This window comes from Dyadobacter sp. 32, assembly GCF_902506755.1.
In the GTDB taxonomy this organism is placed as follows: domain Bacteria; phylum Bacteroidota; class Bacteroidia; order Cytophagales; family Spirosomataceae; genus Dyadobacter.
Map to the genome: position 1 here is coordinate 6,919,001 of NZ_LR735258.1, position 12,660 is coordinate 6,931,660.

The 12,660-nt window shown below is 47.3% G+C and carries 10 protein-coding genes; all 10 read left to right on the forward strand.

Annotated elements, in window-relative coordinates; all coding sequences use genetic code 11:
• Positions 1–93 precede the first annotated feature (93 nt).
• The 10 genes from DYADSP32_RS28260 (at position 94) to DYADSP32_RS28305 (ending at position 12,394) form a co-directional block, all read left to right on the forward strand.
• The gene (locus tag DYADSP32_RS28260) at positions 94–1,587 is read left to right on the forward strand and encodes a M81 family metallopeptidase (protein WP_149239625.1); all 1,494 of its coding nucleotides are present in this window, start codon (positions 94–96) and stop codon (positions 1,585–1,587) included.
• 145 nt (positions 1,588–1,732) lie between these two features.
• Complete coding sequence (locus DYADSP32_RS28265; RefSeq protein WP_149239624.1) at positions 1,733–2,566, forward strand: SMP-30/gluconolactonase/LRE family protein; 834 nt, start codon at positions 1,733–1,735, stop codon at positions 2,564–2,566.
• Between the two features lie 12 nt (positions 2,567–2,578).
• Positions 2,579–3,643 (forward strand): hypothetical protein, encoded by a 1,065-nt coding sequence (locus DYADSP32_RS28270; protein WP_149239623.1) that lies wholly within the window; start codon positions 2,579–2,581, stop codon positions 3,641–3,643.
• A 258-nt stretch (positions 3,644–3,901) separates the two neighbouring features.
• Positions 3,902–4,693, forward strand: a complete 792-nt coding sequence (locus DYADSP32_RS28275; RefSeq protein ID WP_149239622.1) for an SDR family oxidoreductase — start codon at positions 3,902–3,904, stop codon at positions 4,691–4,693.
• Between the two features lie 172 nt (positions 4,694–4,865).
• Entirely contained in the window at positions 4,866–5,858 is a 993-nt protein-coding gene (locus tag DYADSP32_RS28280) for an SDR family NAD(P)-dependent oxidoreductase (RefSeq protein WP_149239621.1), read from the forward strand.
• A gap of 294 nt (positions 5,859–6,152) precedes the next feature.
• Positions 6,153–6,956: a helix-turn-helix domain-containing protein gene (locus tag DYADSP32_RS28285; protein WP_149239620.1), complete on the forward strand. Its 804-nt coding sequence runs from the start codon at positions 6,153–6,155 to the stop codon at positions 6,954–6,956.
• 345 nt (positions 6,957–7,301) lie between these two features.
• Positions 7,302–7,868 carry a type VI secretion system tube protein Hcp gene (locus DYADSP32_RS28290; protein WP_149239619.1) on the forward strand — a complete coding sequence of 189 codons (567 nt, stop codon included), beginning with the start codon at positions 7,302–7,304 and terminating at the stop codon, positions 7,866–7,868.
• A gap of 14 nt (positions 7,869–7,882) precedes the next feature.
• Positions 7,883–8,662, forward strand: coding sequence for a T9SS type A sorting domain-containing protein (locus DYADSP32_RS28295; protein ID WP_149239618.1), 780 nt, complete (start codon positions 7,883–7,885; stop codon positions 8,660–8,662).
• 825 nt (positions 8,663–9,487) lie between these two features.
• A complete protein-coding gene (locus tag DYADSP32_RS28300) occupies positions 9,488–11,176 on the forward strand; it encodes a T9SS type A sorting domain-containing protein (protein ID WP_414618128.1) in 1,689 nt (562 codons plus the stop codon).
• A 777-nt stretch (positions 11,177–11,953) separates the two neighbouring features.
• On the forward strand, positions 11,954–12,394 hold the full coding sequence (locus DYADSP32_RS28305) for a hypothetical protein (RefSeq protein ID WP_149239616.1): 441 nt from the start codon (positions 11,954–11,956) through the stop codon (positions 12,392–12,394).
• The last annotated feature ends 266 nt before the right edge of the window (positions 12,395–12,660 follow it).

Genomic DNA, 12,660 nt, shown 5'->3' on the forward strand with positions numbered 1-12,660 from the left:
GCTATCCGCTCTCTTACAGAATATGCCGATCACTGGAGTTTACAGATTGAAGGAGTATTTGAAAAGTATCTGTTAATCTAGACTATGGACCTCATGCCAACCGCTAACCGCCAACCGCTAACAGCTAGAAAGAAAATCGCCCTCCTGGGAATCTACCACGAAACCAACACCTTCATTGAAATCCCCACCACGCTGGAGGATTTCAAAAATGGATATTGGCTGGTGGGAGATGCGATCAGGAAGGAGTATGAAGGAGCGCATCATGAGATCAGCGGTGTTATAGCAGCCGTGGATGCGTGCGAGGATATGGAACTTGTTCCCGTTTTCTACGTCTCCGCTACACCCGGTGGGCTCATTACCCGGGATGCGTACGAGTCCATTTTAGCGCAGATGATGCTTGCCCTGGATCAGGTTTTACCTGTGGATGGTTGCATCGTTGTGCCTCATGGTGCTGGCGTGGCCGATGGCTACCCGGATATGGATGGCCACTGGCTCACCGAATTGCGACAAAAGCTGGGCCCGAAAATCCCGGTGACCGGAACGCTCGACCCACATGCCAACGTCAGCCAGGCTATGGTGAAAGCCACGGAGGCCCTGATTGCCTACAGTACCAACCCGCACGTGGATCAGTACGAAACAGGCCGGCAGGCGGCATGGATCCTCATAGAAACTTTACGCGGCAATATGCACCCTGTTCAGCAGCTGGTGCAACTTCCCATGGCCATCAGCATTGAGCAGCAATATACTTCCAGGGATCCCTGCAAATCGCTTTTCGAATATGTAGCGCATGTGAAGCAACAGCGGGAATTGCTTTCTGCCAGTGTGCTGCTAGGGTTTCCCTATGCCGATGTGGCTGAAATGGGATCTGCCTTTATTCTCATAGCCGATCCGAAAAATATATTTCACTCGGATCTGTTTCTTGGCGAAGTGGCCGAAAACCTGATTGATTACATTATTCCCCGTAAAGAAGATTTCAATGGCGTTAAAACAGGGATAGCCTCGGTTTTTGATCAGGTTATCGCTGCTGAAAAGCCGGTTTTGATGCTTGACATGGGCGACAACGTGGGTGGGGGTGCTCCCGGAGATAGCACACATCTGCTCGAATTTCTTGAAAAACAGCCGTATTCAAAGGTCTTTATCTGTGTGTACGACCCGGCAGCCGTTGTTGTGGCTTCCCAACAGAAGCCAGGTGATCGTTTCGATCTCACCTTTGGCGCAACCAGGTATGAAACCTCCGTTACACTGCAACAGGTTCTCGACGGGATCTTTACCGAAGATACCCCCAAACATGGCGGCTTTGTCAATTATGATATGGGGCCAACGGTGATTGTGACGACCGCCACAGGAAATACCGTCATGCTCACAACGAAACGGACACCTCCTTACAGCCTGAGGCAGATGACTTCTTTTGGTCTAGATCCCATTGACTTCGACGTCATTGTGGCCAAAGGAGTGAATGCGCCCATTGCTGCCTATGCACCGGTATGTCCCGCGGTTATCCAGGTTGATACCCCCGGCGTAACCCAGGCGGATATGACGCTATTTACATACAAAAACAGAAGAAAACCCATGTTTCCCTTTGAGTAGAAGCACCATGTAAGATATAAGGTTAAATTGAATAGGGTCGGCCGTATTATGAACAGTTGTTCAACCGCGCGACAGCAGCAATCTAGCAATATATTACTGCATCAATTTAGCCCACAAACTTCGGGTCGCAACCAATAACCCAACCATGCCAAAATCAAGCATTGTAAAGCTCCTGGACTTACCCTTTTATACCGAAGGTCCGGCCATGGATACAGATGGGAATTTTTATTTCACCGCTTTAACAGGCGGTTTTGTAGGGAAGATAGATCGCCACAGCACCTATACAGCATGGAGCAATGGGACCTGCCCGAATGGCCAGATCATCCTCAAAAATGGAGCACACTGGTTTTGCGACAGCAGGGATTCCGCGATTGCCCGGTACGACCCGGATGGGAAGTTCGCTGGTTTTTTGGTAAAAGACACTTGTGCAGGTGTTGCTGTGCAGTCACCGAATGATCTGACGGTAGATTCCGGCGGGAACCTATATTTTACCGATTCCATCCGCAAGGACGGGAAGGTGTTTTTTAAAGGGGCCAATGGCAGGGAAGCGGTCCTGGCGGAGGGGATTGATTATGCCAATGGGCTCGTGTTGTCTGCCAATGAGCAAAAGCTCTATGTGGCAGAAAGTTATCAGAACCGAATCTTGCATATTGAGCTCGCTGAACCCGGCATTGCCCTGGGTGCACCGCAGCTATTTGCAGACCTTCCCGGTCATGTTTCGGGCAGTATCATCTCCAGCCTGCCCGATGGACTCGCCCTGGACGGAGAAGGAAACTTGTGGGTGGCACATTACGGCATGCAGGCTATACAGGTTTTATCCGAACATGGTGAGTTGCTTTTTACCCTGGATACCGGCCTCCCGCTGACCAGCAACCTACATTTTGTAGAAGATACTCCGTCAATCAAAAAGCTTCTGGTTACCGGCGGATATGGTGAGCCCGGCCCGGGAGCCGTGTTGCTGATCACCGTTGAGATTTAACCAAAACCCTTGATGAAAAAATTAACTTTCTCTTTGCTTTTCATTTTTATGTCGATGATGTCAGATAGCATGGCGCAAACCGCCATTCAGTGGTCTCAATTGCCAGTTCTTCCCGGAGGAAAGGGTTGGGCAGGGATGTATGCAGGTGTAAGCCACGGGGCACTTGTCGCCATGGGAGGAGCCAATTTTCCACAGAAATTTCCGTGGGAAGGTGGTAAAAAGAAATGGTACGATGACATCTATGTTTTGCAAAACGGGAAAACATGGATCAAGGCCGTGGAGAAATTGCCGGAGCCATCGGGCTATGGGGTTTCTGTCAGTTATGAGCACAAGATCATCCTGATTGGTGGAAGTAACGAAAATGGCCATCTGAGCCGGGTAAAAGGGTTGGAATGGAACGGTACCAGGATTTTGGAAACGGAGTATCCGCCACTGCCGGTTCCGATTGCCAACATGGCCGGGCTGCTGATGGGCGATGTCATCGTCATGTTTGGTGGTGCCGGCTCCGCAACGGCCTCACCCATGAAAAAATGCCTTGCGCTGGACCTGAAAAATATTTCCGGGGGCTGGTTTGAGCTGGAGACCTGGCCTGGCCGGGAGATGCTGTTTCCCGTGTGTACCCTGTACAAAGGGCAGTGTTATTTATTCGGTGGCGAAACAACGGATTTGAATTCCAAAGGGGAGAAGTTCAGAACCATCTTACTGGACAGCTTCCGTATGTCCCTCTCTAAAAAAGACAATAAATGGACGGCATCGTGGGAGAAACTGGCCCCCATGCCGCGGGGTATGTCGGCAGGTGGTACCATCCTGCCGGTCTTAAACAACGATCGGTTTCTGTTCTGGGGTGGGGTGGACGCCGTCACGGCCCAGTACAAAACCCCGGCTACACACCCCGGTATCATTCAAAGTATGTTGTATTATTTCCCTGAAACCGACAGCTGGGAATACATCGGGGAGCAAACCAAAATTCCATCCAGAGTGACACTTCCTGTGGTGTTCTGGAACAACCAGTGGATTTACGTAAGCGGTGAAGTGAAACCCGGCATCCGGACGCCGACGGTGGTGGGGGTTAGGTGAGTTAGGAATGAAGAATTATGACTTATGAATTAAGAATGTTGAATTGTTGAATAGTTAAATTGACTAATTGTTAATTTTTGAATGGTTAAAGGTCTAATTGCTTAAAGGTTAATAGGCGGGCCGGATTAGTGGAGTAAAGCGATAAAACAATAAAGCAATGTAACAATAAAACAATTTAACAATAAAACTGAGCTGCTAACCGCCACCAATCCTAAAGCCAACCGCCAAAAGCCAACCGCTGAAAGCCAAATAAAAAACATGTCCACCTTATTCAGTCTTAAAAATAAAATAGCCATTGTTACCGGGGGATCCGGGTTCTTTGGTACGCCCATTTCCATTGCCCTTGCAGAGGCTGGCGCAACGGTGATCATTGCTTCACGAAATGTTCAGAAATGTCGGGACTTCGCTGCCTCGATCCGTGCAAATGGGTTTCTTGCCGAAGGCATGGCGCTGGATCTGGAAGATGAAAACTCCATTCGGGACTTTGTCGGGGAGGTGAAGGCCAAATATGGCCGGATCGATGTCCTGGTCAACAATGCGGTTTCGAGGGAAGGATTCAAAAATCTGGAAGATATTGACCGGAATAGCTGGGAAAAGGCGCAGCGGATCAATTCCACTGGTATGGTGCTCATCACCCAGGCGGTGGTCCGAATCATGGTGTCACAACAGTCGGGCAGCATCATCAACATCAGTTCGATACAGGGGGCGGTAGGGCCTAATTTTCCCGTATACGGAAGTACAGGCATGACCAGCCCGGTCAATTATACCTATGACAAATGGGGTATGGTAGGTTTTACCAAATGGCTTGCCAACTATTATGGGAAGTACAACATCCGGGCAAATTGCATCAGTCCGGGAGGGTATGGGCCAGGTGTGGCGCAGATGAGCGGCAATGAGGAATTTGTGGAAAACTACAAACGACTCACCCCGCTCGGTCGCTTTGCCAACGATGACGATATCAAAGGACCCATTGTGTTTATGGCCTCCGATGCGTCCTCGTTCATTACCGGACAGAATCTGCTGGTCGATGGCGGATGGACGAGCTGGTAGCTTCCCTCGGGCGTCGGAGAGCTTCCCTCTTAAACGGATCATCCTGCCCAGCCCTTCGCAAAAAACATTCCTTGGCCTTTTAAACAAAGCATATCCGGACGTTTGAACAAAGTCGCCCCAAGATTTCCACCCTACATTTGTCCCAACAAAAACCAATAAACTTTTGAACAGCATGGGACAAAACAATCATCAGGGTGCGTTGCAGCAGCCCGTCGGTTCAGGATTCAACGCCACATCCACAGCCAGTGAAGTCAGCAAAAACATAGACCTGACCGGGAAAATCGCCATCGTCACGGGCGGTAACACCGGCATCGGCCTCGAAACCACCAAAACCCTGGCAGCAGCCGGTGCTACGGTGGTCGTGCCTGCCAGGGATATCGACAAGGCAAAAAGAAATCTGGCGGGCGTAGCCAACGTCGAACTGGAAACCATGGACCTCATGGATCCGGCATCGATTGACGCTTTTGCCGAAAAATTCCGGGCATCGGGCCGCCCGCTTCATCTGCTGATCAACAATGCCGGCATTATGTGGGTGCCGCTGCGCAGAGACAGCCGGGGCATCGAATCGCAGCTCGCAACCAATTATCTGGCGCAATTTCAACTGACCTCCCGGCTTTGGCCCGCACTTAAGACTGCTGGTGGGGCCAGAGTCATCAACGTTTCCTCTCAAGGACACCAATTTGCGTCTTTTGATTTCACGGACCCCAATTTTCACCACCGCGAATACGAAACCTTGCAAGCCTACGGGCAATCCAAAACCGCCAGCAATTTGTTTACCCTCGAACTCGACAACCGTGCCAAAAAATTTCAGGTCAGAGCGTATTCGCTGCATCCGGGTTCTATTGGGGGCACGGAACTGGGCCGGGATGCCCCGCTGGAGCTCTTTCAGCAAATGGGATTTCTGGACGCCGATGGCCAGATGCTCCCCGAAGTAGCCGCCTCCCTCAAAACCATTCCCCAAGGCGCAGCCACGACCGTCTGGTGCGCCACGAGCCCATTGCTCAATTCGATTGGTGGTGTATACTGCGAAGATGCGGACATTGCCGCACTGGCTTCCGACACGGAAATGTCACCGGGCGTAAAACGCTACGCGCTGGATGAAGCCAATGCAAAACGCCTCTGGACATGGAGCGAGGAAGTGACCGGCATCGCATTTGAACTTTGATAACAATGCCTTGGGCGTGCCCTGAAGGGATGGGCTATCCGCTGTATCTTTTGTTCCGCGAAAGCTCCACAAAAGGATGCCGCTTCTATCCCTCACGCGGGGCATCATCCAAGGGAGAGCATTTGCGCCAGGCCGCCAGGATGGAAACGATGTGCTTAATATTTGCTTGTCCGTAAAGATGTGGCATCAGACCAGCCGAACATGTAAAATTCCAGGCTTGTGCCTGGTGCACATCACTTTGCAGACTTACTTTTACAAATTGTAGTGACCCTCATTAACCCGAACTTGTTACCAATGGAATACCAGGCGAAATACATTACCGACGACATCAAACTTTCCTGTTACGAAGACAAGTTTTTCAAGTCCGACATCATGTTCGACCACCACATGCTGATCTGGTTCATTTCCGGAGAGACCAAAATTGTGCAGGCCGATGCCACTTACATTTTCAGGGAAGGTGATATTTTTCTGATCCCCAGAAACCAACTGGCAACGATCATCAATTACCCCAAAGACGGGCAGCCACATAAAACGGTGGTCATGCACCTCACCACCAAACGGCTGAGGGATTATTATGCCAACCTGCCTGTAAAACCCACTGCCGCTGAATCGCAGAAAATATACCGTTTCCACGATCACCCTTTGCTGAAAAGCTGCCTGGCCTCACTGGTTCCATATTTTGACATCACCGATCTTCCCGAAAATATTGCCGCGCTGAAAATCACTGAAGCTATCAGTATTCTCCGGGCCATCGACAAAGGGATTGACAACGTGCTGGCCAACTTAGACGAACCCGGCAAAATTGACCTGGCCGGTTATATGGAAAAAAACTTCATGTTCAATCTGCCGCTGGAAAAGTTCGGCTACCTGACAGGACGTAGCCTCACCACGTTCAAACGCGATTTCAGTAAGGTCTTCAACACCACCCCGCAACGCTGGCTTACCCAAAAGCGCCTCGAGCTGGCCCACTACCAGTTTGTAGAAAACAAACGGAAACCTGTCGATGTTTGCTACGAAGTAGGCTTTGAAAACCTGTCCCACTTTTCGTATGCTTTTAAAAAACATTTTGGGTACGCACCTACGGCGTTGGTTAAATGACCGACAGGTTCCCGTTAAGCATTATACGTATAATGCAATTTCCACGACGCACTACCCTGGTCCCGGAAGAGTGGAAGCGGATCCTGCCTGCGGACGATGAACGAAGCATGGATATTAGAACATTTTAACCGCAGGTGTACAACATTTTTCGATTTTAAGATAATTATTGATTGTTGATTATCAGTTGTTTATACAATATTTTGGGCATAGGTAGTCAGTAGAGCTACAATTCAATTTGATGTTCGCCACACCTTACATTGCGACGCAAAAAATTATCGAATCTTTCGGTTACAATAAAACTTTTGTCCATACATTTATGGATTATTTTACATAAAAACTCAATCTATGAAAATGCGTTTACCCATTTTATTGCTATTTTTATGCAGTATGGCCACCTTATCCCACGGCCAGCAAATTCTTGTAAAGGCAGGCAGTCTCACCACCGGCCTTAGTACCACCATGGGCTACACAGATTATGCACCGCTTTCCAGCTTTCAGTTAGGGGCCCAGTCGGAAGCAAGTTGGGACCATGGTGGCGGGGCTGACGTAGCACCGGCAAGGCCCTTAGAAGTCCAATTTACTAAACATGTAGACGCTTTTTCGAACCAGCTGAATTATCGTATTGCAAAGGGTACGTCCATACCCAAGATGGAGATTATTTGGTTGGTCACAAACTCAAAGGGCGCTCCTGCCGTAGCCCACAAAGTCGAAATCGAAGACGTGTTCATTACAGAGATCATGAATAGTTCGGCTGAGGACTGTGCGTCCTGTTTCATGATTGCGGAGAGCTACAAGGCAGTATATAAAACCATGAAAAGGACTGTCTACCGGCAGGACATCAAAACTGGGAACTATTCCATAGCGAACGTATTCACATGGGACGTCTCCGGAGGCAATTCAGAGTTAGATTAGCACGTATTTAACTTATGAAAAACTTCATTCTGCTTATCACGTTGTTTGTGGGCGCTATTGGCGGTACCATGCCTCAGGCAAACGCACAGGAATCCGTGTCGGAGACTATAGCACAGGTAGAAAGTCTGATAGCCAGGACCAGGCCAGGTTATTATATTCAGCAATTCGTTATCGATTTGGTTGCCAACCGCGATCCATGCGGGGATCCAAGAACCTGCCTGCTGGCGCCACTTCCTGTGGAGCTCCTGTACTTTACGGGTGCGCGCCTGGATGAGGAAAACGTGCTGCTCAAATGGGAGACCACCAGCGAGGTAAACAACGATTATTTCGAGGTCGAACGCACACTTAATCCTGCCCTGGGATACGAGACTGTTGGCACCGTAAAAGGCCACGGAAACGCTTCCTCCAATGTGCAGTACCAGTGGCCTGACCCCAACACGTTCGGAACGTATACATATTATCGCTTAAAACAGGTGGATTTTGACGGCACCTTTGCTTACAGCACCATCATTGCCGTCCGCGGCGGTGCGGGGCCGCTAGCGGTAACGGCATTTCCCAACCCGGGCCAGGCCAGGCATATCCGTTTTAAGATGACCGGCCTGCGCCAGGCAACGGGTGCGATGGCGACTGTTTACGATATACAGGGAAGGATCATTTACCAAAACCCCGACCTGAAAGTATCACCAGAGGAAAACGTAACATTAAACCTGCCCCAGGTTTCCGCCGGCACCTACACGCTTCGGCTGGCCATCGGTGACCGCGAGACGGTCAGTACTTTTGTGCTGGTTCCATAGCAACATAAGTGCGTGACTGCTATCCGGTAGTGAAGATTACAGGACAGAGGGTGGCTTACTAAAGGAGCTCACCCTCTGTAAGAATAGTTTATCGTCTGCAACGGTCATTGTAAAGCGCCGTCTCCGGAAATGCCCGCCCCAGTCAGAAGAATGATTGGTTCTGATAAATGCAGGACAAATGTTGGCATCAAAACAAAATTAGGCGACAGGAATAATAAATATGTGGTTTGCCAGAGTAAATGTAAAGCAGGTCAAATATAAGGGAAAGGGGTTGAGATTGCCGTGATGGAAAAGGTGATTGTCGGCAGTCCGCTCGAATCATTCAGTACTATAGCACGCAATAAGAAGGTGCCGCCTATTGCGCTTTTTTACAACCTAAATCGGTGTAATGAAGCTTCGATTGAATATTATTGTTAATGTCAAATAGTTCTAGTAATTTTCGAACATATTTCAAATAATTGATAATAATCTCTGATTTTTTTAAATATTACTCAACGTTATTCAAATGTTATTTTTGCTTCTACGCGCCTGCGTAAAATGCCTGTTGTATCCTTTAAGGCGAATATTTCTTTCTATTGGAATAATCCGTATAGCTTCTGGTTAAAGATATAGAAGGTTCGCGAGGCGGGCCATAGAGTTGCTAACGCTACACCGTATTTGTTTAGAATCGAATTTTGTTTGCAAATGTCACTTTTGCATCAACAGGCAAAACCGTGCCCACCATGCATGAGAACATGCAGTTTTTCAGTGTTTCTTACCCATACCCTTTACATTTTTATGATCCTGTCACAAAACAATTATTCAATCTTTAGAAAGTTTATTTATATGAGAAAACACTACACATTAAAATACGTATTTCATTTTTTGTTCATTTTTCCGGCGCTTTTAACAGGAACCTCAAATGCCAATGCCGCTTTGTCTAAAGGCGATCTGGTGGTAATCGGGATGAATGCAGCTGCTGATGCAACTCCAACTACAACACGCAGTTTTGCAGTACTTGCACTCAGCAAAATTGCAGCAGATGAGATTATTAAAATAACAGACCGGGGCTGGATCGTGGGTACGCCCAGTAAATTTACTACTAGTACGACATTGGACGGAACCCTTCAGTGGGAGCTGTCCAAGGATGTTCCGGCGGGTACGGTGATCATATTCAAGATTGACATGGCCTCTAACACGTCCAAAACCGTGTCTGCAACTAAAGGTGACGGTACAGCACTTTCATCCGGAGATGTGTTAACACTCTCGGGCTGGACTCAAACTCCTGTCACTTCATTGCCCTGGAATAATAACACAGGAGATCAATTGTTGATCTACCAGGGTGATGATGATAATCCGTCATTTATATTCGCTTTCAATAATCTCAGAACCACCGGAATAAGTAACCTAGGGGACAATAACTGGTTTTATGATCCAACCGGAGTTTCCGGATTAGTTACACAGACTACCAGCATAATTTACAGCGAGTTGCCCCCGGGGATGGAAGATTATTCGGTTGCAATTGTAACGAACAGTAATCCCAGTACGCGTTATGCGAATGAAAAGTATTATCCTAAGATAGAAGTCGGGACAAAAGCAACCTGGTTGGCTGATATCAGGAAAATTGCCAATTGGATTCATCCGGTAGACGTGAATACACCATACGATTTTGGCCTGGGTTTTGGCGCTGACAATAGAACCCAGTTTGAGATGCGCATATCGGTTACCATCAGCAGTAGCGCAGGCATATCTGGCGCAACCACACTTGACTCGCCAATTCCATTTACAGTAACTTTCTCGGAGGCTGTAACAGGCTTTGATGCAGGGGACATAACTCCCGGTAATGCCACAATCAGCGGATTTTCAGGTAGCGGCACTACCTATACTTTTGATCTCATCCCCGCTGCTTTCGGGGCTGTGACGGTAGATATTGCTGAAAACAAGGCCCTGAGTTCGGCTTTGACTGGGAACATAGCGGCAGAGCAATTTGTAATTACCTATCAGCAAACTTTGCCGGTTACACTTATATACTACTCCGTTAAAGCCGAAAATAATACCGCTAAGCTGGAGTGGTCAACGGCATCTGAAAAAGACAACGGCCACTACGCTATTGAACACGCAACCGATGCTAAAACATTTAAAGTGATCGGCATTGTTGAAGTAGGCGGATCTTCCCCGGTTAAACGAAACTATGTTTGGTATGACCGCTCGCCAGAAAAGGGCACAAACTATTACAGGCTTGTGCAGGTAGACATCGACGGAAAGGCCACCAGATATGGAATAAAAGCGCTGAATTTTGATGTATTGGTTTACCCATATCCTAATCCCGCCGTGGAAAAGGTGACGTTATCATTCCCTCAAAAAGCGCTGAGCGTAGAACTGACAGCAGTAAACGGTAAGATTTTACGTAATTTTCTACTTAGCGAAAACGAAACCACAATCAGTATCCCGGTAAGTGATTTGTTGCCAGGTACTTATTTTATCCGTCTGCTAACTGTTAACGGCGCTATCTACAGGAAATTCGTCAAGCTGTAAGGCATTCTAGCCATAGCGAAAAAGCCGCATGGATTGTCCATGCGGCTTTTTTAATTAGAGGCAGAATTGAGAATACAACTGCTGCGATGCCTTTGGACCGGAGATAGATTTCGACCTGCTCCAGGTTTCCACCCGTACGGCTGGCCATCGGAGACCGAGAAACGGTCAGTTCTTTTGTGCTGGTTCCATAGTAATGCTATTGCGTGGCCGCACTAACCGTGCCGCGCCGATGACACAGGGTGACTTGCTGAGGTAAGTCACCCTGTTTTTTGTAACCACCCGGCCTCGGTATGCATAGACAATGACGCAGGAAATCTTCGATGCGATGCGGCCAGTACGGCATTCGTGATCGTTAGCTGCTCGTCCCATTGAATAAATATTTCAGGCTTTTACTTCTACAAGTTAGAATTATTTTGCTATTTAGGGAAAATTATATAATCCTCCCTCAATTATGAAAATGTTATTATTATCTCCCACTGCAGTTTCTGCGTCTTGTTTGCTTCGAAGGGTTAAAGGATATCCCGGTTTTGGGCTGGTCTTAAGGGGGTGTAAAAATCTTATGTTCGTAAATTTCTAGGGAGGGAGGGGTTCAATGTTTCGTTTGGTAGTTTTGGGAAACTATACCGTAGTCAGACATTATCACCTGTATTAATTGTATCAGGTGTTTGAATAGTTTTAATAAGTGCAAAAAAGATAGACATTACTTTCGGATATTACTGAGTTAGTGGCAAGTATTTCGCGACACGACAACAGTAACAGACGAACAAGAAAATAACTATGGCAATTTTTGGAGCAGGTTCTAGTTGGGAAGGACGCGAAATGAAAGATGACTTTTTTAACGATGGAAACTATGCCATCGGCTGGGACTATCAAAGTGCTAAGGACCTGTATGATGCAGTTTCTTTGCTTAAAGCTGGGGACATCGTTTATCTAAAATCTAACCAATCTGGTTCTCGGACAATTAGAGTAAAAGGCATCGGTGTTGTTACACAAACGTTGATTCATTGTCTAATTGAAAATGGGCAAAATAAAGAAACGATTACGGACGAGAGTAGGTTCTACGTAAAGATTAAGTGGATTGTGAAGGACGAGTTTCGCATTAACATCCCGGACACAGATGGCAAATTAACGAATGTTAGAGCCGCAACATTTTATGAAGAGTATTTAACTTACGTTCAAACAGAAATTATAGGAAAACTTTTTCAAATAAAACCATAAACTATGGTATCAACATCGCTAAACATTATCGGACTTATAGCAAATATTATCGGGACAGTTATTCTTGCTTTCAGTTTAAGTAGTTACATCAGTTCCATGAGAATAGCAATTGACGTACATGAACTTTTCATCAATTCGCTTAGCCATTCAACACAACCTGTTGTTCAAGTTACAGGGACGGATGTCCACATGAATAGAGATAAAATAAGATCAACATGTTTTTCTTTACTTGGAGTTTCGCTTGTTGTTATAGGTTTTGTTTGCCA